We start from the raw sequence: 23,535 nt of genomic DNA, 5'->3' as shown, positions 1-23,535 counted from the left end.
TAATCCTATCATAGCGGCATAAAGCTGACACAAACAATATACACTTTTACTGAATTATACGCAGATATCTGGAAAAAAGGTGTAAAGGCGAAAAGTTATATAACATGTAGATAGCGCTTTCTTAATGATAACTGGTATAATGTGGAGATGAACATCGGATTTATAGGGGAAGTTACCTCACATTCAAGTTCAAGTCAACTTACGATCTACTAAGCAAGAGAGGATGCGTCTCACTCCAATCTTTGGTTGAAGTGTCGTGCTTCAAAAAGAACTTCTTCTGCTTAATTACAGGAGTTGAACAATATTTTCACTGGAGGAAATGCAATGAAACGTGCGTACCTGTTTTTATTGATTTTATTTACCCTTAGTGCATGCCAACAGACTAATACGAGTACCAACGAAGATAACACTGCTAAAAATACTGAAATTTCGCCGAGTATGAAAGGGGATTTATTAAAAGCATCCTCAGAATTTTCAGCTCAGAACGAAAGTGATCTATCTGCTTGGGATTTTGAAACGGCTTATAAAATGTGTGCAGCAGCTCTGTCTGAATATTACAAAGCGATTTGGAACGGTTCGGACATTGATTTGGATACTTATATTGCTAACGAAAACCTTAAACAGTATACGCAAAAAAAAGTTACATCTCAATATGATTTATTCCTTAAGAACAAGCTCACTTATAATCAGGTGACAAGCGTTGATATTGGTACTAGACAAGTAGATTATGTTGGAGGGGATAAGAGTTTTTTCTATTTGAAATTAGATGCAAGTGTTCATAAGGATATAGGTAACTTTGCTGAACCTACTGAATTTCTTGTGCAAAGTTTGAATGGGAAGTTAGTTATTGTTGATTGGTATACTAATAGTAAGGATAGCTATGATTCCACTGTACGGGGAGAAAATGAGGCTATTAACAACCCCGATATCTGGAATAACGGTGAATGGGTGAGAAAAATCAACTGATTGAACTTTACATACAAGAGACCCTTGTGTCTTCTTTGATTCTGTTTTTTTGCTGTGTAAGAAAAAAACGTTGAGCCTTTTGAGGTTTTATTTAAGGTCAAAAGAGGGCTGTAACAAACCTCGCACCCCTTCCAACAAGGCATTATCACTTTCACTATCCCCCTGTAGCAATTGAATTCTTGTACTCAATGGTTTAAACGGGCACATATTTTAATATACCTCAACGGGCATTACTCGCTTTAGAAGTGGTATCCACTGCCCCATATCCCGTTTTTAGTGCGAAACCAACCTCCGGTTCTTTATCCGGTAAAGGTACGGCCTATTTACACCGTTTTTTTAGTGGACAATCCGTCAGACTGAGTACTTGTAGGACAAAGATTCATTGTATGACCGATTGCGGCGGTTCGTTTGCTTTCAAATCGGAACGTTCATGACCTTCCGGGCATTGCCACGTATCGCCACCTTCCTCGCATGTCCAGTTAGTTGTTGTTTCTTACTGATGTCATTCGTCCAATTTCTTTGAATTTTCGTTGTAGTAGATACTGTGTATGATCCCGCCTTGATCTTGTTCTCTTCCACATATCTGTAATTCTCTTCACTGTTATAGCTAACGTTAGCGGTTCTGATGTATTCGATTAAGCGAGGGCCAGAATCTTGTTTTGGACAGTCCATTCATTATGACATTCCCCCTTGAGTACAGCCCCGAATCGAGTGATTTAGTCCTATCATAGCGGCATAAAGCTAACACAAACAATATACACTTTTACTGAATTATACGCAGATATCTGGAAAAAAGGTGTAAAGGCGAAAAGTTATATAACATGTAGATAGCGCTTTCTAAAGGATTGTAGCTATAATTCGGAGACGAACCCCGGAATTTCAGGGTAAGTTATCTAACATGTAAATCGATTACAATCATCTAAGCAAGAGGGGGCATGCCGATGGCTGATGCTGGCGTAACGCAACGTACACTGCAAAAGAAAGCGCACCGGCCGCCTCGGCGGAAGTCGCGTTTGATCAGAACCTGGAACAGGAACAAGGCGCTATGGCTGCTCTTCCTGCCATGCCTCCTGTATTATTTGATCTTCCGCTATGCGCCGATGTTTGGTCTGGTCATCACGTTCAAGGATTACAATCTCTTTAAAGGAATATGGGCCAGCGATTGGGTGGGATTCAAATATTACCGGATGTTTCTGGAGAATCCCGATTTTTGGCCGCTGATGAAGAATACGTTTCTGCTGGGACTGTATAAGCTGGTGTTTGGCTTTCCAGCCCCAATCCTGCTGGCCATTCTGCTCAATGAGGTACGCAGGGCGGCATTCAAACGTTTTGTACAGACGGTCAGCTATCTGCCGCATTTCATCTCGAATGTGATTGTAGCAAGTATGGTGATTATGTTTCTCTCCCCAACCGGAGGGCTGATTAACAATTTGCTGGCAGGGATCGGCATCGGACCGATCAATTTCATGAATGAACCCGGGCTGTTCCGGGGCATCTATGTCCTGTCGGAAGTCTGGCAGCACATCGGCTGGGAGACCATCATTTATCTGGCCGCGTTGACGTCGATTGACCCGCAATTGTATGAAGCCGCGGATATGGACGGAGCAAGCCGATTACGCAAAATCTGGCATGTCACGCTGCCCGGTATATCCCCCGCCATCGTCATCACGCTGATTCTGAATATCGGCAAAGTGCTCGAGATCGGCTTCGAGAAGGTCTTCCTGATGCAGAATCCGGCGATCTACGATACGGCGGATATTATCAGCACATATGTTTACAGGGTGGGCATGGTACAGGGGAATTTCAGCTATGGTGCGTCCATTGATTTGTTCATGGGAGTCATCAGTCTGATCTTCATTTATACAGCCAACTGGCTCAGCCGCCGATTAAGTGAGACCAGTCTATGGTAGAAAGAGGTGTGGCGTGAAATCACTGCGATTCTCCTGGTTTAACGTTGTGGCATCCCTGATTCTGCTATTTGTTGTTGTGGTCACACTCTATCCGTTCCTTCATATGCTGGCGGTTTCCCTCAGCAGCAATGTGAATGTCATCCAAAACAATATTTCCTTCTGGCCCAAGGGCTTCAATCTGAGCATGTACAAACTGGTACTGGGCGATCCGCAAATCTGGACGGCTTACCGCAATACAATCATTTACACCGTGCTTGGTACACTAATCTCACTGGTGGTCACCTCGACCGGAGCCTACGCATTGTCCAGAAAAGACATGGCACTACGCAATAGTTTCACCGTCCTGATTGTCATTACGATGTTCTTCAGCGGCGGGATGATTCCGACCTTCCTGGTGGTCCGTTCCCTGAATCTGGTGGACACCGTATGGGGCATGGTTCTCCCGGGGGCAGTCAGCACCTGGAACCTGATTCTGATGCGCACATTCTTCTCGGGCATCCCCAAAGAGCTGGAGGAATCGGGACGTATGGACGGTCTGAATGATATTGGCATCTTCATCCGTATTATTGTGCCGCTGTCTAAGGCATCCTTTGCCACGATTGCCCTTTTCTATGCCGTGGGCATGTGGAATAACTTTATCTTTCCATTGCTCTATCTAAGGTCTCCCGATCTGTTTCCGCTCCAGGTGCTGCTGCGTAATCTGGTGTTGGCTGGCAGTGCAAGTTCAGGTGACGTAACGTCCATTGGCGGAGATAACCTGGTGGTGGAGGAATCCCTCAAATATGCGACCATCATGGTCTCAACGCTGCCTATTCTGGTCATTTATCCATTTGTACAGAAGTATTTCGTCAAGGGAGCCATGGTAGGTGCGGTCAAAGGCTAAAGTCTATAGGCGAACAAGGAATGTATCGCAAATTCAGATTAAGGGAGAGAAGCTTATGGGCAAATGGAAATCGTTAATACTTCCCCTGCTGATCGCAGTAACGATGGTGGCAGGGTGCAGTGGTGGCAATGGTGCTGACCCTCAAACGAATACCAAAGGGAACAGTACCGGAATCACCGATAACTCCACTGGAGCGGAAAAGACCTTCACGGCGCTGCTGGACAATAATGCCACGTTCCCTTATTCCAAGAGTTGGCCCGTTTGGAGCTGGTTAAAAGAAAAGACTGGCGTCACGCTGGAAGTACAGACACCTTCCGGCAAGCTGGATGAGAGCCTGAACCTGGCGATTGCCTCCAAAACGCTGCCTGATCTGATGTATATGCCCAATCGCAAGGATTCGAATAAGTTCGGTCAGCAGGGCGCACTGGTGGATTTGATGGAGCATATGGACAATATGCCGAATCTGAAGGCATGGATGAAGGAATATCCTGAGGAGGCGAAGGCTGCCCTGTCCGCTGACGGCAAAATGTATATGTTCCCCAACCAGGGCTTCGGCGAGACGAATCGTATGATCTGGATGTACCGGAAAGATGTTTTTGACAAGGAAGGCATTCAGGTTCCAACAACCTATGAAGAGTTGCATACGGCCCTTAAGACGTTGAAGGAGAAATACCCGGACAGTTACCCGCTCTCCATCCGCTACGGCCAGATCCCGGATGAGATGAATGCGAATATGACGGTGAACTACGGAACCGGTGAAGGTGCCTACTATGATTTTGATCAGAAGGAATGGCGTTATGGACCGACAGAAGATAATTACAAGGCCATGGTGGGGATGTGGAAAAGTTTTTATGACGAAGGGTTGGTCCCACCCGACTTCTTATCCCTGCAAACCAAGCAGTGGCAGGATATGGTCTCTACTGGCAAATCGTTCGTGACCATTGATTATATCAGCCGGATTGATTTTTTCAATAATGCTATGCAGCAGGAGAATCCAGAGTTCAACATGCAGTTTATGGCCCCTCCGGCAGGTATTTCAGGCGGCAAACAGCTGAATCCGTATTTTCATTATATGGAAGGCGGACTGACGGTGGCTTCCACCTCCAAGAACATTGATGATGTGATGAAGTATATGGACTTTTTCTATTCCGAGGAAGGGCGTACGCTCAGCAGCTGGGGAGTAGAGGGCGAGACCTTTATAAAAGAAGGCGATACGATCAAGTTCAAGCCGGAGTATAACGATGTCATTGAGATGCGCAAACAGACAGGGCTTCAGACCAGCGGAACCTATACCTGGATTGATTTTAACGCCCATTTGTCGCTGTTCTCGGACGATCTGAAGCATGCTTATGAAGAAGCGGTCAAATATGATCCTCCCGCCATGCAGCCAAGACCTGCTTTTAGGGAAGTAGAAAATGAAGTCATATCCATTACGGGTCAGGCGATCAAGAAGCACCGGGACGAGAGCTTTGCCAAATTTGTCACCGGCTCCCGGAGTCTGGCGGATTGGGAGAAGTATGTGGAGGAAATCAACAATCTTGGCGTAGATAAGCTGCTGAACACCTATAAGGAAGCGTATGACCGTGTTCAGAATGTACAGCTGAGCGCGAAATGAGCGAATGTACGGCACAGGAATCCTAGACCATTACAGAATGGCAAAGGGAGGCTTCGCTTATGAAAAAGCAGCATCTGCGTGTGTACTCCGGATTCAGACTGGGATTGTTTCTGTTGATCTGGTTGGTGACGATTGGAATAGCTGTTCCTGGAAAGGCAGAAGCGGCGGGTTCAATTTCACTGGACGCGCCTGCGGGCGGATATGTGTCGGATGGAGGGCTGGTGGAAATTGGGGGCAGTTATACGGATTTGTATGACATTCGGTTGTTTGTGGACGGAACGGCCCAATTCGAAGTGGTATTAAATGATCCGGATGGGGATGACAGCGGTACCTGGTCTTATATGCTGGATACCTCAGGCTATAACGGTACGGTGGAACTGGTGGTCCGTGGACTGGATACGTCCACTCGTTACGGGGTGTGGGGCCAGCCAGCCATTCTTACCGTTAATAACCCGGCAGGTGCTGTTCCCGTTGTAACCATTACCGGACCATCTGAGGGTGTGGCTCTTAGCGGTCAGGTTGAAATCTCTGTCGAGACCAGTGCTCCACTTCCAATCATGCTGGTAGAGGTTCGGGTGAACCGTGGACCATGGGAAGAGGCTGTTCAGCAAGGCTCTGCGTATGTATATACCTGGGACACGGTGGGACTTGGCGATCGAACGGTCAGCTTGGAGGCTAGAGCGGCCAGTACGCCGGAGCGTTATGGTTATAGTCCAACGGTGTACGCCCAGGTTGGAATCGGGACGCATGAGACAGCCGTTCCCCTACCTGTACAGGAGCGCGCCATGTGGATCTGGGAACCGGAGAGTTACAAGCTGCTGCTGAACCCTGGATCTCGCCAGGTGCTGGAGTCATTCATCACCGATACGCAAACATTCGGTCAAACGCCAGTCCAGACACTCTATCTCGCAGTGGGTGGTTATGCGGGATACGATGCGCTAGAAGCGCAGGAAGTGGAACTGCGTTCTTTTGTGAGCTGGGCGCACAGCAAAAATTTACAGGTGCACGCGCTAATTGCAGGTGGAACTACACCGGCCTATATGGGCGCTTACGAGAAATATCACCATCATGCCGTGCAGGAAATGGAGCAGGTGATCAATTACAATCTTGCAGCAGGGGATTTGGAGAAATTTGACGGAATCAATGTGGATATAGAGCCGTATATCTCTCCCGACTTTAAAGATCCGAGCCATTTCCTGCAGAAGGAATACTTGGATGGCCTGCAAAAGATGATTGGACGCCGGGATACCGCAGGCATTCGTCTTCCATTCGGCCCTGCGGTGCCCAAGTGGTATGACACATCGGACCAGGCGGCAAATATTATGTGGAACGGCTCCAGCAAATGGCTCTCCGAGCATGTTCAGGATATCTCCGACTATATCTCCATTATGGATTACCGGGATACGGCGGATGGCTCCGCTGGCATTATTGCCGGGGCTGCTGGAGAACTGGTTTATGCGGATCAGATTGGCAAGCCGCATTCCGTGGTCATTGGTGTGGAAACGCTGGATATTGCCAATAGCGGCGACCCGGAGACCATTACCTTCTGGGAGGAGGGCCGCATCCACATGGAAGCAGAGCTGGATAAGGTGTATGCAGCTTACGGGCAGAGCAGCAGCTTCGGTGGTATTGCTGTCCATCACTATGACTCCTACCGGGCACTTCCTTCTTATTGGGGACCAGGCGGTGTAGTGTGGACAGCGCCGGATGACCTGGAAGCCCCTTCAGCCCTTCCAGGGGTTCCGTCTATTCAGGCCACTGATTATCAGACTGTACATCTGAATTATGGAATGGCTTCAGATAACATGGAAGTGGAGCGATACGTGATCTACCGAAGCACCGTGCAGGGTTTCACGCCTGTTGCTGCGGATATCGTCGGATTCGCCCGCGCCCTGAATTACCAGGACAAAGGACTGCTACCGGATACGACATATTATTACCGTATTGCGGCCCGCGATCTGAGCGGAAATATCGGGCCACTCACCGATGAAGTGTCGGCAATCACCAGTAGTACCCCATTGAAGCCTATGATTGTCACAGATATGAATCTGGTTTATAGCGGATCAGGAGTATCCGTCACTCTTAAGGTCAGAGATTATGATACAGGCGCGGTACTGACGGGTGCGACAGTGGAGGGGAGATTTACTTATGCGGCGGGACGTTACACCAGCGGGACAACAGGAGTGAATGGAAGTGTGACGCTTGGCTCAGAAGCGGTGGGAACGGGCAGGCAGGTTGGTTTTGAGCCGCGCAGAATCCGTTACAACGGCTATTATTATGCAGCGGGTCATGATTCGCCGCATACAACGCTGCTGATGCTGAATGCTGGCAATTGATTTAAGCAGGTAAGAAATGTCTTGAAGGAGGAGGAAGCACATGAATGCGGATGAATTGGTGGAACCGCTAAAGAATCATATCGTTGAGCACATGCCAGTGCAGGTTTATGCTGATCGGGATCAGATGGGGGCAGCGGCTGCCGCTGCGGTTGGGGCAAGATTAAGACACCTGCTTCAGGATACAGAGCGCCAGGTTCGCATGGTTTTCGCTGCAGCCCCTTCGCAAAATGAATTATATGAGGGTCTGGTACGAGAGCAAGGCATCGATTGGTCGCGGATCTGTGCCTTTCATATGGATGAGTATATGGGTCTGGAGGATACGGCTCCACAGCTTTTCGGACGATATTTAACGGATCGGCTGTTCAGTCGGGTGCAGCCTGGGCGTGTGGAGCTGTTGGATGGGCTACACGATGTGGAGCAGGAGTGTCTGAGATATGGAGACCTGTTGCGTGAAGCTCCTATTGATATCGTCTGCCTAGGGATTGGAGAAAATGGACACATCGCCTTCAATGATCCGCCAGTTGCCGATTTTGAAGATCCGAGAGTCGTCAAAGCAGTGGAGCTGGAGGAAGCCTGCCGCCGTCAGCAGGTGAACGATGGGTGCTTTGCTCGACTGGAAGATGTGCCTGCAGAGGCGTTGACCATGACTGTTCCGGCGTTAATGGCTGGAAGGGAGCTGTTTGTGATTGTGCCAGGGGCTTCCAAGCGGAATGCGCTTGCAGCAGCTTTACATGATCCGATTAGCACGGCATGTCCCGCTACCATCCTGCGTACACATCCCGGAATCACGATGTTCACAGACCGGGAAGCCTACGGCCTGTGAACATGCCAATGATCGGGAAGCATTACAGAACGGGGATGCCCATTGAGGTGAAAGTCAGAGATGGACGTATCACGGCCGTTTCTGAGCTTGAAGTGTCGCCTCCTGTAGACTGCTTGCCTTGGCTGGCGCCAGGACTGGTGGATTTGCAGGTGAACGGCGGATGGGGGCTGGATCTGAACACGGCCCCGCTGTGTCCAGATACGGTATTGCAGCTGACCCGAAAGCTGCAAAGCCAAGGGGTAACAAGCTATTGCCCGACGTTGATTACAAACAGTTCCGTACAGCTGGTTGAGGTGGCTTCCACTATTGCAAAAGCCGTTCGTCTGAACCGGGATGCGGCCGAGGGAATTGTGGGCATTCATCTGGAAGGTCCATTCCTCTCGCCGGAGGATGGCCCACGCGGCGCCCACCCAAGGCAGCATATTGTTCCGCCTGATTGGGAGGCGCTCAGCCGTTGGCAGGATGCCGCCGATGGGTTGATTCGCATCATTACCCTTTCCCCGGAGTGGCCTGGTTCAGCTTCATTTATTGCCCGGTGCTGCGAATCCGGCATTCTTGTCTCGATTGGACATACGGCAGCAACGCCAGAGCAGATCAGGGAAGCGATCTCCGCAGGAGCGGTGATGTCTACACATCTTGGCAACGGCGCGCACCTGATGCTTCCCCGTCATCCTAACTATTTGTGGGAACAACTGGCGGCCGATGAGCTGTATGGCTGCATGATAGCGGATGGTCACCATCTTCCGCTGTCCGTGCTGGCCGTAATTCTACGGATGAAACGAAACCGTGCCATTCTGGTCAGCGATGCTGTCTCGCTGAGCGGTATGCCGCCAGGCTCCTACCACCTGCATATCGGTGGAGATGTGGTATTGACGGCGGAAGGTCGGCTACACCTTGCTGGCCAGCCTGAGCTGTTGGCTGGCTCGGCGATGATGCTGCCGGATCAGGTGGGGTATCTTGTTGATGCGGGGTTATCCGGGGTTCCCGATGCCTGGGATTGTGCATCGGTGCATCCGGCCCGGCTGCTTGGGCTTGAACAGGCCGCAGGACTTGCGATCGGAGCCCCTGCGGATATCGTTAGCTTCAACATGGACGATGGCAAGTTGAGTGTTTTGCAGTGCTGGAAGAACGGCCGAATCAGTCCACAGAGCCAAGAATAGGGGGAGAGCGATGCAGAGCTTAATACCACAACCGAAGCAGATTGCAGCGACCGAGGGAGGTCCCTTACGTCTGAATGGTGAGGAAAGGCTGAGCCTTTTCATGGAACAGGATGATCCCAGATTGGAAATTCATTGCCGCCGGGATTTTCCGGGGATGGGATATACATGCTCCAGGGTAATAAAGGGTTATTTGCTAGTAATCGAACGTCTTTCAGGACAGGAAACGCAGCAGGAAGTCCATGGGGTTCAAGAAGCCTATGCAATTCATGAAGTCCAAGAAGTCCAAGAAGCTCAAACAGTTCATGAAGCTCCTGAAGCTATGGGAGCACAACCGAAAGGTCTAATCATCTCTGATGTTAGTTCATTCATCGGAAAAGACGAGACAGACCCGTCCGGGCTGGACGGACATCCACAAGGATATAAGCTGGAGGTATCGACCGGAAGGGCTGAGGTGTACGCACTGGATGCTGCGGGTCTGTTTTACGGATTGCAGACATTGGTGCAGCTGCGCGGACCGGATGGTGTCATCCCGGCGGTGTGCATAACCGACTGGCCGGATACACCTTTGCGGGCCATGAATTTCGACCTGCGTCAGACGTTCTCGAAGCCGGAACTGCTGACGGGGTATTTGGCTGAATTCGCCCGTTATAAGACGAATGCGATTTTAATTGAATACGAGGATAAATTTCCATTCAGGACCTATCCCGAGTTCACACATCCCCGGCATGCGTTAAGTCTTTCACAGCTGGAAGAATTAAAGCGGAACGCCCATGAGCATTTTATAGAGATTATTCCGCTCCAGCAGAGCTTTGGACATCTGGAATATGTATTGCGTCACGAAGGTTGGCGGCATCTTCGCGAGACAGAGCAGTCCATCGGGGAGATCTGCCCGTCCCACCCGGAAACCTTTGCGTTGATTACTACGCTGCTCGGGGAGATGATTGATGCCCATCCGGACTCACGTTATATCCACCTCGGCTGTGATGAGGTCTACAGCCTATGCGAATGCGAACGCTGCAAAATCGAGTTTGGAGGCGTGCGGGAACGAGCGTTTATCGCCTTTTTGAACCGTCTGATTGCATTTACGTCAGAACGGGGGAAACAGCCGATTTTCTGGCATGACATGCTGGACAAATGTCCGCCAGAGGAGTTGGCTAAGCTGGATCAGCGAAGTATCGCCATGATCTGGATCTACAACGGGCGCAATATCGAAGCGGAGGTTACTTCGCATGCGGATAAATTCAGGTCGTTCGGCATTGAAGTTATGGGAGCGCCGGCAGTCCGCAGCTTTGACTGGGCTGAGCATCAGAATTATCCGGTACTGCTGAACCGGACAGACAACTTGCTTCAGTGGGCAGAGACGGCCGACAAGCTGAATCTTGGCTGCGTGGTTGCGACCAACTGGACGGGGCCTTTCAGCCTCGGTGTTCCGTATGGTATTTTTGAAACCACCTGGTACCCGATGCTGCTGCATGCGGATTTGGCCTGGAATCGCAAAGCGGATGCGGCTACCTTCATCGACCGTTTTCTGGAACGGTTTCATGGCATTGATCCTGTTACCGGACACAGTCTTCTCGGCAATTACAGGGTTGAGGATTATTATGATGTGATCTGGAAGCTGATGGACGAAGTGCGACAGCATAAGGAAGAAGCGGAACTGATTGCGATCATGCATGATTTTGAGGTGGCAACAGATCGTTCGCGGGCCATTCACAAATATGCCTACCGCTGGGAGCTCTATCCCGGCGACGATGCGGAGTGGCGCTCGCTTCATAACAATTATACGAGAAACCGTTGCGGACGTGATGGTGTCCTCCCTCGGATGAAGGCTGCGCTGGAGCGTTACCAGCCTTCTGATATGGCGGAGCATTTTGTGAAATCCAGGTTCTATCTGCATGATTATCTGGAGCGCACGCTCTATCAAGAACTAGGTCTAAATAAAATTCCTACACCATTCGAACTAACAGCAATGAGTCTGGAAGACAAAGTAGCCATGATGTGCGTAGTAGGCACTCCATCGACTCGGGCCGAGCCAGATTTTCGTGGCAGAATGACAGAGCACCGATTCGGGGGCATCGGCATCTTTCCCCATAATATTGAGAGTGAGCAGCAGACATATGCGCTGCTTGCAGAAGTAAAGAACATAGCCCAAGATAACGGCAGCCCTTTGCCTTATTATGTTTCGGTAGATGAAGAGGGCGGCACTTTGTCCAAATTTAAGTCCTTTTTTCCCTATATCCCTGGCAACCGGGCAGTTGGGTTAAGTGAAGACCCGGAAGCCGCCCGGCTGCTCGGTAAACTCATCGGCAGTGAGCTGCACTCCCTGGGTATTCCCATGAACTGGGCACCGGTGCTGGATGTGAACACGAATATAGAAAATCCGGTTGTGGGTGTTCGCTCCTTCGGAGAGGACCCACAGTTGGTAGCCCGGTTCGGTCGAGCCTATATAGAGGGAATGCATGAAGCAGGTGTGGCGGTAACGGCAAAGCATTTTCCCGGCCACGGGCAAGTGAGCGGAGACTCGCATATTGTTTTGCCTGAATGTGAACTCACGTTTGAGCAGTTAATGGAGGGGCCGCTACTTCCCTTTGTTGAAGCGATTGAAGCCGGGGCGGATTCAATTATGATGGGGCATCTGGTGTTTCCCAACATTCCGGAATCCGGTGGACTTCCAGCCTCCCTAAGTCCTTTCTTTACCACGGAACTGCTGCGTAAGAAGTTGGGCTTTGCGGGGGTGATCTGCACTGATGATATCGAAATGGGGGCAATTCGCAAAAATTTCAGCCCGGAAGACGTGGGTGTGTTGGCCGTTCAGGCAGGGAACGATATGATCCTGATGTGTCATACGCCAGAATTTCAGAGTCAGGTGATCGCAGGTATTCTAGCCGCTGTACGGGATGGGCGCATCAACGAGGCGCAAATCGACGAGTCGGTTCTTCGTATCCGGCAGCTTTATGCCCAATTCCAGCAGTACCAGGCGGCTGCACAGCCGATTGCAAGAGAACAGTGGGCGGATGAGGCACTGAAACTGGCTCGTATGACTGTAAAAGTTAACCGGGACCCGGACAGCTTGCATCCACTCAAAGATTCACTGAGATATTTACTGATTTTGCCGCAGCAGGAGCAGCTGACCCGAGCCGATAATAGTGGGTCTGCCGAGATTGGGCTGGCCTCCTTGTTAAAGGCGAAAGGCATAGCTGTGGAGACACGCTACTGTGCGATGAAGCCTGATGCGGAGGAGATAGAATTCCTGGTACAGCAAGCTGCTGATGCGGATGTCGTTATCCAGGGCACCCTTAATGCTCATCTGTTCACAGGTCAGCTGGCGCTGTCCAAGGGCTTGGCTGCGGTTAAACCACTGCTGAATCTGGTGCTGCGCAATCCCTATGATGACGCCGTACTGCCGCAAGCGGCTGGAAGCATATTGCTGTGCTCAACCTCCGATTATTCACTGCAAGCGCTGGTGGAATGTATGACAGACTCAACGTGATATGCAGTAATGAGCTGCTCAACAGGGCAATGAAATATATATATATCCAAAAATCACAAAAGCACAAAAGCACAAAAGCTCATATGCACTTGTCAACCTTTAATCTCAAAACACCCCCCGCTGATCTAGCCTGAAATCACAGGGTCCAGGAGGGAAATCCCAAAAGCCCGCTACTGTGCGGGCTTTTGGTCAATCTTTAGACTTTGGTTTTCTTCCCCAGGCAACCGTTTTCATCTTAGCTCTGAATTCCGTCACCCACGTCTGTTTCAAAGACGTTATTGGGCCATTGGGTTATACCCAGTGGCTAACTAGACTGAAATACAACAACATCGTCTTCTAAAAAAAGTTTTATATATCCTTACCTATAGCAATAGCATTTGTTTAAAGCTGTCTCATGACAAGTGGCTTTCTCGACATCACCCATGCTGAAATGAGCAAGGCGAGAGCCACTAATATTCCCGATTCTCCAGTCCATAGCAGAACGTTCTTGCCACTGGAAGATATATCGAAGGCATCCTGAATCACGGCATTCCAACATGCATGAAGGAGAATCGCAGGCCATATGCTGCCCGTTGTTAAGCGCAATCGGCTGATCATATAGCTGAAAGAGGTTACTGAAATCATAAACAGGACAACCGATAAGGCTGGATATGGACCGGAATAATAAATTCCTAAAAGCATTACAGGAAGATGCCATACACCCCAAATAATTCCGCTCGTCAGCACGGGTTTAGGTACACGGGCATTAATTAGTCGAGTGAGCATGTAGCCCCTCCAGCCGAGCTCTTCTCCTGAACTGCTGATCACACCAATTGCAGTACCCGCAAACATCTGAAAAAGTATCGTTCCTGCAAGGATAACGCCAGATGGGCCTTGAATGAATGAATCCGGTGTGACGTACTGGACCAGTCCCGTAATCCAGGCAATTCCATAAGCAAACAAACCAATGACGACTGGAAACAGCAAGATGAAAGGTAACGACTTCAATGTCTGCTTCCCCCCAATCCGCAGGGAAATGTCTGAGATGCCTTCACGTAGGACGATACGGGCGAAGATGGAGGACAAGCCCGGTGTCCACATAAGCAGCAGACCAAAAATCGGTGCTTTCGTGATCAGTACATAACTGAGGATGGAGAGCGGGATGAGCATGGCGAAGTATACATACAGCCCCCGCCTGGCCGATTGAATCTGAGCCTTTTCCTCGTCTGAACCTGTGTTAGGGTTGGTGCTAAGATTTGTTCTCATTGTGATAGCTCCTTTAATCAAAATATGTATGTCGCTTTGCAGTATAACAGTGGATATATCCTGATCAGAACAAACTCCAGCCCAGTTTTTGACCAAGACTCTAGCCCAGTAGGAACAGGACTAAAGTATAGCAACGAGGTTTGAAAAATGAGGTGAACCGAGGCAATCCCTAAACAGTATAAATTCGCACAACAACTTGTTGACAGCACAAAGAGCACGTATCAAACGCGCTCTTTGTGTGTTTATTTTTCTCTGGCTGCCATATTTTTTATAATCGCGCTGGCAATTCGATTCGATTATGCGTTCATATCCGTGATCGCCGGAATGTTGATCTCTTTTACACAGGCTGCTTTGGACAGGCTGACGATGCATTTTACGATAGAAACCATATCCTGAAGAGGGATGCGTGTACCATTATATTCGGAAAGAGCGCGGTCAATGCCATCTTTATACGGAACTTCCGCTGCAAGCTCCCCCGGGTTAATACACGTAACCGCAATCCTGTCGTGTCTTGTATGTTCTCTCAAGGCCTCCGTAATCCCTCGAATGGCAAATTTGGAGGCTACAAAAGAAACCTGGCTACTGTTTGCATTGCTTAGACCTGCAGTTGAGCCGATCAGAATTATTTTGCCAGCTGTGGATTGTCTGAGATGGGGCAATAATGCCTGAATGCAAACAATAGCGGATGTTATATTCACATGAATCAGATTACTGATGTCGGCAGGGGTGTCCTTATCGAACGTATAGTGGTCCTCAAACCCCTCTTTTTCCCAAATGCCTACATTGTAAATGAGAACATCCAGTGCCTCGTTCTGGAGTTTATCGACTACAAGTGTGGCTGCATTGAGATCAGACAGATCTGCCTGTATCCATATTCGTTCTACACCATCGTTAAGCTTCAAATTATCAGGTTCGGTTCGAGACACTACCCATACTTTATCGCCTTGATCGGGCACCCCTCTCACAAATGCATCTCCTAATCCTTTGCTAGCACCAAATACGAGATAGGTTTTCAATTAAATCGCTCCTTCTTTTTAAAGTGTCAGTCTATGGGTACCCGCTCAAAAAGCAGGCTCTTTATTTTCCACCAGTATAATTTCTTTTCCTTGTTGTTGCCTTAATGCTATATTTTCCCGCCCCCATGTACACATTACATCCATAATCTTATTAGCGGTAACTCCATACTCCGTAAGACTGTATTCGACTTTAGGGGCATCTGTTGTTACACATGTCTTCTGACAAGGCCGTCCCTCTCAAGCTCGCGTAATTGCTAGATGAGACCTTTTGCGAGATACCGTCTATACTGCGCTGTAATTCTCCTGTCCTTTTTACGCCGGACATTAATAAACAAATGATTAGCGCTTTCCATTTGCCGCCAATAATTTCGAGTGTCGCTTCGATTCCCAGGTTATATTGCTTCATGACATACCACCTCGTTCATGTTACATCTTGTAAATGTGGTATAACTATTCATTTTCTCACAATAGCGCTGATGAAGTCCATACATACTTTGAAGTAACCATCTTACTTTCGGGTGTGTATTTTCTTTTTTTCGGGCTGTAGAGAGGTAGTCACACCATTCAAAGCCAGCATCAATCATGTTGGCGCCGTAGCGTTACCGTATTTTGCAGTGTTTGGTGCCTCATTTCAAGCTACTGATGAAGAAATTAACCAAAGTGCACAAGAGTATATCCGTTATATCCATAAGTATCAGAGTGAAGTTGGGAATCTATTGATTTAAGAAATCTACTTCATTACCACTGCGGTATTTTAAAAAAAGTATGTCCAAAGTGGTCCTACGGTCCAGCGTCCCCGGTAGCTCCACAATATTGGAGAAGGTAAGGGCTGCGAGCGTAGATAATAATTGAAGCGTTCATTGCAATCCCCGATGTTTGTATGTAGGATTCCAGCCTGGAACGAAGGTTAGTAACCTCTGAGAGTCTCTTTGTGTATAAAATAGTATAGTATACTAGAGAAAACGTGTGGTCTCATTTTAGTCTCAACTCTAAGAGAAAGAGGTATAAACGCAGCATGTACCCGCTATCGGTTAACCAAAATGATTATGCAGCGCGAATCATCGGATTCGCTCGGGAAAAGCAGGATTTCGCCAGCTGGTTAAACTTGTCGGAGGCCGATTCACGGATCTTTTCCGTCTCCGGGATCGGAGGTATTGGGAAAACGACGCTTCTGACCGAGCTTGCCCATGTGGCAAGAACGGCTGATGTGCGGACCATCTGGATGGATGGAAGAATTTCCATGCAGACGACAGGGGCGTTTTTGACGCATCTGGAAATGAGCCTGGAGGTGGAATACGGCCGAATGCGCAGCGCAGACATGCCCCAGCTTGCACATGTCATAGAGGAATTGACGGGACAGCGAACGGTGCTCCTGATTGATAACTGTGAAAATCTGGAACGGATCGAAAGCTGGCTTCTGTCCAGCTTCCTTCCAAGACTGGTTGGAGCACAGTGTCTGTTCGTGTTTGCTTCACGGATTGGTCTGCCCGTGACGTGGCAGGCAAATCCGATATGGGGACAACGAATCGATAGTTTCCAGTTAGAGTTGTTCTCCCGCAAAGAGGTGTTTGATTACGTGCAGGCAAGCGGATTGCCTGTTTCCGTGCAACGGGAGCTTGAGTACCGGACAAGCGGTCATCCGCTGCTGCTTGCACTGACTGTCGACATGCTTCGGCGGCAAGACGGGGAACCGCGGTTGTCACAGCTTCCGGGCATACTAAGCGCGGAGTTTTTGAAGGAAGCGGCTTTGCCTTGGATGGTAGAGGCTTTGCAGGTGATGTCCATTCTCCCTTCCGCTGATCAAACGATCCTCAATCAGCTGTTGGAAAAACCGCTTACAGCCTCGGAGTATATGGACCTCGGCAGACTATCCTGTGTTCGAAGAGAAGCGGACGGCTTGAGTCTCCACCAGTTGGTCTCCTGTATGCTGCGCGAGGATTACGAAAAGCGTGACCCGGGACAGTATCAATCCATGCGCTCCAGGGTATTGGAACTGCTGGTGGAGAGATATCCAGCAGCAACTAAGCTGGGACAGATGCAGATCGCAGCGCATGTGCTGGAGCTGTACCGGGAACAACTGCCTGCTGTGCATGCCTATGCTGATTTTTCTGGCATACGTCAGCAGCATTATGAGCAACAAGCATCCTTGAATCCGAACGAACTGCCCCTGCTGCACCGCTATCTGGAGGCCTCGCTGGCCAGAGGCGATTGGCAGTCGGAACTGGTGGAGAGTGGGCAGCATCATGCATTGCTGGACGATATTGCACGCGTTGCTCCCGAAGGACTTCGCTTAATTCGCAACGGTGACGGCATGCCGCTGGCGTTCTGTGCGGGTTTGTGGCTGAGTGAACGCACATGGCCGTTGATCGAACGTTATGCGCCAGCTTTGGCTGAACTCATGCCCAAACTAGCTGATGATAACGGGTATGATGCGAGACGTGATGGAGATACAGTATGTGTATTGCTGGCTGCGGTGGATGTGGAGCAGCCGTATTATCGCCCGGAGGAGCTGGGGGCCATGCTGTTCCAGAACTGGCTCATTGATACGGCAAACGGCCTGCGTGCGATCATCCCCGCGGCAGACCCGCAACTCGGCACACTCCTCTCGCAGTTGGGCTTCGACAGAGGAGGCAGTATTCCAGATGAGCGCGTGCCATCTAGACGCACCGGGGGAGAGCAGGTAACGTTGTGGGAGCTGGATTTTCGCCAAATCACGTTCGAGATATGGGTCAAACGATTGCTGCAACAAAGCTTGCACGATAGCGGACGAGTGGAGGGGGCGCTGCGTGCCGTTCCCTGGAGTGAAATGAAGCAAATGGTCCAGCATATGTATGATGACTCGTTTTTGGAAGCCCTACCCTCTCTGAAAGCGGCCGGTTGTGAGCCAACGTCGGCAAGGGAACTAATTCTGTGCCTGCTTACAGAAGTGACACCGCGGTATCCGCTCACGGAGTTCGAGCAGCGCATTCTGAGGGATGGCTACCTTCAGCGGAACTTCCGCAAATCGCAGTTGGCTGAAGCCTTACATATGAGCCGTGCGACCTTCTACCGCCATGTACGGCAGGCATTCCAGCATCTGGGTTATGCCTTCACGGAGGCTTGGACGGAATGGATTGCGACGAAGCGATGTAATATTGGGCTGGTTCCAATGCTTCCGACTCAGCAGGAGCTTCCCCTCGGGGGAAGCTCCTGCCCTGTATGAATTCCCTTTGGGAGGAAATGGCCCACTGATTCTGGCGGAGTTGCAGCCAACATCGTTATGACGTCTGAGTATCATATCGCCTATGTTACATGGTGAAAAGGAGGAGTCATTATTGATTAAACAAAAAATTGTGATCATTGGCGCAGGGATTGTCGGGGCGTCCATGGCCTATCATCTGGCCAAACGAAACCAGGATGTAACCCTAATTGAACGACACTCCGCGGCGGCATGTGAAGTCACGGATAAATCTTTTGCCTGGATACATACTTCTCATAGAGTGGCTCCCGAATACTGGCATTTGTACGATGCAGCTTTGGAAGAATATCATGCGCTTCAGCAGGAGATACCCGAATTGAAAATTCATTGGCATGGAGCGCTGACTTGGGACACTCCGCCCCTAAGGGAGCAACTCCACTTTCAAAAATTAAATCGTGAGCAGCTTGAAGCATTGGAGCCAAATCTGAAGGAATATCCGGATGAAGCGATGTATGTTAGCGAAGAAGGTGCAGTAGATCCTATAGTGTTAACGGAGCTGTTGTTGAACAAAGCGCAGGAGTACGGAGCAAAGGTTCAGTTCGGTACCAACGTTACACAACTGCAGCAAGAAGATTCCCGCCTGGTTGGCGTCCATACGTCCAAAGGTTTTCTGGAGTCGGATGTCGTGGTATTGGCCGCAGGTACAGGTGTCTCCGAACTTTGCAACCCGTTAGGTTGTTCCGTGCCGGTAACGTCGTCGCCCTCCATTCTGATTCGAATGAAAACGACGAATAAGCTGATCCATACATTGATCTCGAATGCGCAATTTGAAGCGCGTCAACTGACAGATTATACACTGCTGGCTGCGGAAGATTATATCGACGAGTCGGAGGAAAACGGACCAGAGGCTGTTGGTAAACGGGCATTCGACACGTTGCGTCGCAGTCTGAAGGGAGGAAATCAATTGGAACTGGAAAGCATAAAGGTCGGGCAGAGACCTATGCCTGAAGACGGCTATCCAATCGTGGGTTTCCAAGATCACATAAAGGGACTTTATCTGACAGTGATGCATTCTGCAATTACGCTGGCTCCGCTGATTGCACGTTTGGCTGCAAGTGAAATTATCGAACGAGAATCTAGAAGTGAATTAGAACCTTGTCGAATCTCCCGATTTTAGGACCATACGAAAAATAAAAGAGTACATCGCAAAATGATCGATGTACTCCATACTACAAATATTACATACTTCATATCTGCTTAATTCTGTTATTTCTCTCCGGTAGCCACCGGATTCTCCTCATAACTAATCCAGTCACTCCAGCTCCCGGAATACAACTTCACGTTCGAATATCCCGCTTCTTCCAGCGCAATCACGTTCGGGCAGGCAGAGACGCCAGAACCACAATACACGATAATCGCGCCATCCTTTTCCAGCTTACTGAAACGTTCCTCTAATCCTCCAACACCCGTCCAGCGTCCATCGGCATCCAAGATATCTTTCCAAAAATAATTCAGTGCGCCTGGAATATGTCCAGCCTTGGCAGTTCCTACAAATCGGCGAAGCGTCGAGCGTCGCGGGGGCTATCCACACGGTGCTGCCACTCCGCCGAAGTCTGCTTTATATCCTCAACACTTGCCGTCATCTGTGGTTGCAGGTTCACTAAGAACGAAGATGGAAAACTGGACCGGCACATCCACGGGGAGGCAACTATTTTTTATACTAAACAATGAAAAGCAAACTTGGAATTGAGAGGGAAATGATTGTGTTATATGTAAATACAATTTACAATAACAACTGTAGAAAAATACATATTTTAGGGAGCGTAAGATGAGAAGAAAATGGATGTTGGCGTTGTTAAGTGTGATTATATTGTTTGGAGTTGTACCTGTACCTGCATATGGGGCTGAAGCTTCTAGAAATTCTTTAGTATGGTACGGTTATAATGACGATGGAAAATTGGTTGGTATTAATGTTACGACATTCACAGGCAATAAAAGCATAACAAAATCTATTTTTCCTAAGGAAGTTTCAAATTTAAAATTGGTTGGAGAGTGGATATATTTTCTGGTTGTAGACGAGAGAGACGAGTGGACTTATCAGATCGCTAAAATTAAGAAAGATGGTTCAGCGTTTACTTATGTAAACAAAGATGCAGATTTTGCAAGTTTTGATGTTCTAGGGAACATGCTTTATTTTGTCAAAAAGGAAAAGCGCGAGAGTATGCCCGATGCGTTGTCTTTCGGCTCAATGAGAATAGATGGCACAAGCGAACAGACGATATTATCTAAATCTCCTTTTTATAGTTTTGAGATAAACAACGGGTACATATACTATACAAACCGTGATAATGACAAATTTTATCGTATGAAGACTGATGGTACAGGTGCTAAGGCATTGTCCTCAAAAGGTGTATCGACATACGCGTTTTTTGGCGACGTTTTGTTTTTCTCGGAGATGGTGGATGGAGGCTATAGTTACCTAGGTGTCTTTGCAGATCAGAATGGAACCAGAAAAAAAACATTTGCTTCATATCCTTATATTTATCCTATAGCATATGTAAATAATAAGTTATTTTATAGAAGTAATATGGTAGACAAAAATGGCTATAATAAGAGTGATATGTATGTTTATAATCGATATACAGGTAAAAAGAATAAGTTGCTTTCTTTAGATGCTAATGATCGATTTTTGGGAAAAGTAGGGGATGGTCTTGCATTCCTGTCTTTTAAGGAAGGCACTGTATATAAGCTTGGATATGATGGGAAAGTGAAAAAATAAATAATTTGCCCTGGTTCAAAATAGATATACCATCGCAACAAAGATTTCGAGACTAGTAAAAGCCCACGGTGATCGTGGGCTTTTTGTGTACTTAACTTTACTTATTTTTTATATTTCTCTCCGGTAGCCACCGGATTCTCCTCATAACTAATCCAGTCGCTCCAGCTCCCGGAATACAACTTCACGTTCGAATATCCCGCTTCTTCCAGCGCAATCACGTTCGGGCAAGCAGAGACGCCAGAACCACAATACACAATAATCGCGCCATCTTTGTCCAGCTTGCTGAAACGTTCTTCCAACGCCCCAGCACCTGTCCAGCGTCCCTCCGAGTCTAGCACATCTTTCCAAAAATAGTTCAGAGCGCCCGGAATATGTCCAGCCTTGGCATCAATCGGTTCCTCCAGACCGGCGAAGCGTCGAGCATCGCGAGAATCGATCAGTACAGCTGAGCCGTCAGTAGACGCTTGCTGTACATCCTCCACACTTGCCAGCAGTCCTGGCTGCACATTCACTTCAAATGAAGCTGGAATCTGAATCGGCACATCCGTGGTTACCGGAAACTTGGCATTCTGCCAGGCAGAGAACCCTTCGTCCATAACATACACCTGTTCATGTCCCAGATAACGTAGTAACCACCACAACCGCGAGGCGTTCATGCCGCCCTGATCATCGTAGGCAATAATACGTGCATTCGAGCCGATGCCAGCTTTGGAGAGGCGATTTGCCAGTACAGCCGGATCTGGAAGCGGGTGACGGCCTCCGTGGGTAGATACAGGAGCGGACAGATCCTTTTCCAGATCCAGATAAACTGCACTTGGAATATGCCCCGCTTCATAAGCTTCTCTCCCGGTATTGGGTTGACCAAGCAGGAATCGGCAATCGGCAATGACGACATCCGGTTCGTACATTCTGGCGAGCAGCCAGCGCATGGATACAATATTTTTCATGAAAACACACCGCCTTATATGTAATGGGATGGATTTAACCGGAATCTGCGTGATGCAGGTTCACAGGTTCCAGTTGTTTTTTTCAAATATTCAAATACAAACGCAAGTTACACCACTGTAGGTTCGACGGGTCCTTTTCCAGCTACAGGAGCATCTGAGGGAATGGGCTGTGGTTTGGTTTTGCCATACCGGATGAAGATCCATACCCCGAAAATAATGACAACCCCGGCTGACATCTGAAGCCCATTGAGAGATTCGCCTAGCAGCATCCAGGCCAGCAGTGAGGAAAATACAGGTTCGCCCAGTACCCCCATCGATACTGTCGTAGCATTCATATATTGAAGCAGCCAGTTGAAGAGATAATGCCCAAATATCGTTGGCACGATGGCGAGCAGCAGGAAAATTCCCCACTCGGAAGCCGCATAACCGCCAAACGGGTGACCATTAACCAGATTATATACCGCAAGTGTACAGGCAGCTACGAAAAATACCCAGAAGTTATAGGAGAAGGCACTTAGTCCAGCACGCAAAAACTGTCCTAGCAGCATGTGTACCGCCACAGCAATTGTCCCGAGCAAAGAAAGAATGTCCCCTCGCAGCGCTGTGCCTGCCAACTGGAAATCTCCAGCACCAATAGCGATTGATCCGAGCAGGGCGATGCCCATGCCGATGATCATCATACGGTTGATTTTGGCTTTGAACAGCCAGACGGAACCGGCCAGAATCAATATAGGCTCCAAAGCAAGAATGACCGTTGAACTGGCTACACTCGTGAGCCGAAGCGATCCCATCCAGAGCAGGAAATGGAGGGCCAGCATGACACCGGATGCGAGCAGCAAAGCCCATTGTCTGAAATTCAAACGCATCATCTCATGCCGGAATTTCCACACAAAAGGCAGCATGAGCAGATTGGTGAGGAACAGTCGGTACATCGCAATGACGGCGACATCGGCTGAGGACCAACGTACAAAGATGGAAGAAAATGAAATGGCAATAATGCCGACAAAGAATAGCAGAAAGATCGACCTGCCGGCACGGTTCAAGCTAGTCATGGATGTAGCTCCTTCTTGAAGTCAAATGGCGTAAATCAATTTATTATACAGGACAATGCCTCCGCAGGAAAAGTATAAGAGAAGAAATAGATAAGTAGATTGTAACCGGGCTTGTAACTATTCTGTCATTCTCCA

Annotated in this window: 16 protein-coding genes and 1 pseudogene; 11 read left to right on the top strand and 6 right to left on the bottom strand. The window is 48.8% G+C overall.

What is annotated here, in order from left to right; all coding sequences use genetic code 11:
• Positions 1-324: 324 nt before the first annotated feature.
• The 8 genes from Q0V21_RS06515 (at position 325) to nagZ (ending at position 13,183) form a co-directional block, all read left to right on the top strand.
• Complete coding sequence (locus Q0V21_RS06515) at positions 325-966, top strand: hypothetical protein (RefSeq protein ID WP_301878099.1); 642 nt, start codon at positions 325-327, stop codon at positions 964-966.
• Positions 967-1,907: 941 nt separating this feature from the next.
• Positions 1,908-2,876, top strand: a complete 969-nt coding sequence (locus Q0V21_RS06510; RefSeq protein ID WP_301878098.1) for an ABC transporter permease — start codon at positions 1,908-1,910, stop codon at positions 2,874-2,876.
• A gap of 13 nt (positions 2,877-2,889) precedes the next feature.
• The gene (locus Q0V21_RS06505) at positions 2,890-3,759 is read left to right on the top strand and encodes a carbohydrate ABC transporter permease (protein ID WP_053781400.1); all 870 of its coding nucleotides are present in this window, start codon (positions 2,890-2,892) and stop codon (positions 3,757-3,759) included.
• 55 nt (positions 3,760-3,814) lie between these two features.
• Positions 3,815-5,374 (top strand): extracellular solute-binding protein, encoded by a 1,560-nt coding sequence (locus Q0V21_RS06500; protein WP_301878097.1) that lies wholly within the window; start codon positions 3,815-3,817, stop codon positions 5,372-5,374.
• A gap of 59 nt (positions 5,375-5,433) precedes the next feature.
• Positions 5,434-7,710 carry an Ig-like domain-containing protein gene (locus tag Q0V21_RS06495; RefSeq protein ID WP_079351200.1) on the top strand — a complete coding sequence of 759 codons (2,277 nt, stop codon included), beginning with the start codon at positions 5,434-5,436 and terminating at the stop codon, positions 7,708-7,710.
• A 40-nt stretch (positions 7,711-7,750) separates the two neighbouring features.
• Positions 7,751-8,533: a glucosamine-6-phosphate deaminase gene (locus tag Q0V21_RS06490; protein ID WP_079351201.1), complete on the top strand. Its 783-nt coding sequence runs from the start codon at positions 7,751-7,753 to the stop codon at positions 8,531-8,533.
• A gap of 2 nt (positions 8,534-8,535) precedes the next feature.
• Positions 8,536-9,693: an N-acetylglucosamine-6-phosphate deacetylase gene (locus tag Q0V21_RS06485; RefSeq protein ID WP_301878438.1), complete on the top strand. Its 1,158-nt coding sequence runs from the start codon at positions 8,536-8,538 to the stop codon at positions 9,691-9,693.
• A gap of 10 nt (positions 9,694-9,703) precedes the next feature.
• The gene (gene nagZ / locus Q0V21_RS06480; RefSeq protein WP_301878096.1) at positions 9,704-13,183 is read left to right on the top strand and encodes a beta-N-acetylhexosaminidase; all 3,480 of its coding nucleotides are present in this window, start codon (positions 9,704-9,706) and stop codon (positions 13,181-13,183) included.
• Positions 13,184-13,564: 381 nt separating this feature from the next.
• Here the strand turns inward: nagZ and Q0V21_RS06475 are convergent, their stop codons facing one another.
• The 3 genes and pseudogenes from Q0V21_RS06475 to Q0V21_RS06465 form a co-directional block, all read right to left on the bottom strand.
• On the bottom strand, positions 13,565-14,428 hold the full coding sequence (locus Q0V21_RS06475) for a type II CAAX endopeptidase family protein (protein WP_301878095.1): 864 nt from the start codon (positions 14,426-14,428) through the stop codon (positions 13,565-13,567).
• A 296-nt stretch (positions 14,429-14,724) separates the two neighbouring features.
• Positions 14,725-15,444 (bottom strand): SDR family NAD(P)-dependent oxidoreductase, encoded by a 720-nt coding sequence (locus Q0V21_RS06470; protein WP_079351203.1) that lies wholly within the window; start codon positions 15,442-15,444, stop codon positions 14,725-14,727.
• A gap of 45 nt (positions 15,445-15,489) precedes the next feature.
• A pseudogene (locus Q0V21_RS06465) lies at positions 15,490-15,850 on the bottom strand (winged helix-turn-helix transcriptional regulator).
• A gap of 609 nt (positions 15,851-16,459) precedes the next feature.
• Between Q0V21_RS06465 and Q0V21_RS06460 the strand changes: the two are divergent.
• Together Q0V21_RS06460 and Q0V21_RS06455 are read left to right on the top strand one after the other, a co-directional pair.
• Positions 16,460-18,646: a TniB family NTP-binding protein gene (locus Q0V21_RS06460; RefSeq protein ID WP_301878094.1), complete on the top strand. Its 2,187-nt coding sequence runs from the start codon at positions 16,460-16,462 to the stop codon at positions 18,644-18,646.
• A 112-nt stretch (positions 18,647-18,758) separates the two neighbouring features.
• Positions 18,759-19,799: an NAD(P)/FAD-dependent oxidoreductase gene (locus Q0V21_RS06455; protein ID WP_301878093.1), complete on the top strand. Its 1,041-nt coding sequence runs from the start codon at positions 18,759-18,761 to the stop codon at positions 19,797-19,799.
• A gap of 89 nt (positions 19,800-19,888) precedes the next feature.
• On the opposite strand, the gene Q0V21_RS06450 is transcribed toward Q0V21_RS06455, so the two are convergent.
• Positions 19,889-20,149: a sulfurtransferase gene (locus Q0V21_RS06450; protein ID WP_079351206.1), complete on the bottom strand. Its 261-nt coding sequence runs from the start codon at positions 20,147-20,149 to the stop codon at positions 19,889-19,891.
• Positions 20,150-20,450: 301 nt separating this feature from the next.
• Between Q0V21_RS06450 and Q0V21_RS06445 the strand changes: the two genes are divergently transcribed.
• Positions 20,451-21,401, top strand: coding sequence for a DUF5050 domain-containing protein (locus Q0V21_RS06445; protein WP_079351207.1), 951 nt, complete (start codon positions 20,451-20,453; stop codon positions 21,399-21,401).
• 101 nt (positions 21,402-21,502) lie between these two features.
• Here the strand turns inward: Q0V21_RS06445 and Q0V21_RS06440 are convergent, their stop codons facing one another.
• Together Q0V21_RS06440 and Q0V21_RS06435 are read right to left on the bottom strand one after the other, a co-directional pair.
• Positions 21,503-22,348: a sulfurtransferase gene (locus Q0V21_RS06440; RefSeq protein WP_301878092.1), complete on the bottom strand. Its 846-nt coding sequence runs from the start codon at positions 22,346-22,348 to the stop codon at positions 21,503-21,505.
• A gap of 107 nt (positions 22,349-22,455) precedes the next feature.
• Positions 22,456-23,400 carry a DMT family transporter gene (locus Q0V21_RS06435; protein WP_301878091.1) on the bottom strand — a complete coding sequence of 315 codons (945 nt, stop codon included), beginning with the start codon at positions 23,398-23,400 and terminating at the stop codon, positions 22,456-22,458.
• Between the last annotated feature and the right edge of the window lie 135 nt (positions 23,401-23,535).

This window comes from Paenibacillus sp. 11B (genome assembly GCF_030487755.1).
In the GTDB taxonomy this organism is placed as follows: domain Bacteria; phylum Bacillota; class Bacilli; order Paenibacillales; family Paenibacillaceae; genus Paenibacillus; species Paenibacillus vandeheii.
Note: the sequence above shows the minus strand (reverse complement) of the source record. Positions and strands in the feature narration are given on the sequence as shown.

Coding starts and splice junctions, on each gene's coding strand:
- Q0V21_RS06435 (WP_301878091.1), bottom strand. CDS start 23,400: ATGACTAGCTTGAACCGTGCCGGCAGGTCGATCTTTCTGCTATTCTTT.
- Q0V21_RS06510 (WP_301878098.1), top strand. CDS start 1,908: ATGGCTGATGCTGGCGTAACGCAACGTACACTGCAAAAGAAAGCGCAC.
- Q0V21_RS06485 (WP_301878438.1), top strand. CDS start 8,536: ATGCCAATGATCGGGAAGCATTACAGAACGGGGATGCCCATTGAGGTG.
- Q0V21_RS06440 (WP_301878092.1), bottom strand. CDS start 22,348: ATGAAAAATATTGTATCCATGCGCTGGCTGCTCGCCAGAATGTACGAA.
- Q0V21_RS06475 (WP_301878095.1), bottom strand. CDS start 14,428: ATGAGAACAAATCTTAGCACCAACCCTAACACAGGTTCAGACGAGGAA.
- Q0V21_RS06495 (WP_079351200.1), top strand. CDS start 5,434: ATGAAAAAGCAGCATCTGCGTGTGTACTCCGGATTCAGACTGGGATTG.
- nagZ (WP_301878096.1), top strand. CDS start 9,704: ATGCAGAGCTTAATACCACAACCGAAGCAGATTGCAGCGACCGAGGGA.
- Q0V21_RS06490 (WP_079351201.1), top strand. CDS start 7,751: ATGAATGCGGATGAATTGGTGGAACCGCTAAAGAATCATATCGTTGAG.
- Q0V21_RS06515 (WP_301878099.1), top strand. CDS start 325: ATGAAACGTGCGTACCTGTTTTTATTGATTTTATTTACCCTTAGTGCA.
- Q0V21_RS06445 (WP_079351207.1), top strand. CDS start 20,451: ATGAGAAGAAAATGGATGTTGGCGTTGTTAAGTGTGATTATATTGTTT.
- Q0V21_RS06460 (WP_301878094.1), top strand. CDS start 16,460: ATGTACCCGCTATCGGTTAACCAAAATGATTATGCAGCGCGAATCATC.
- Q0V21_RS06500 (WP_301878097.1), top strand. CDS start 3,815: ATGGGCAAATGGAAATCGTTAATACTTCCCCTGCTGATCGCAGTAACG.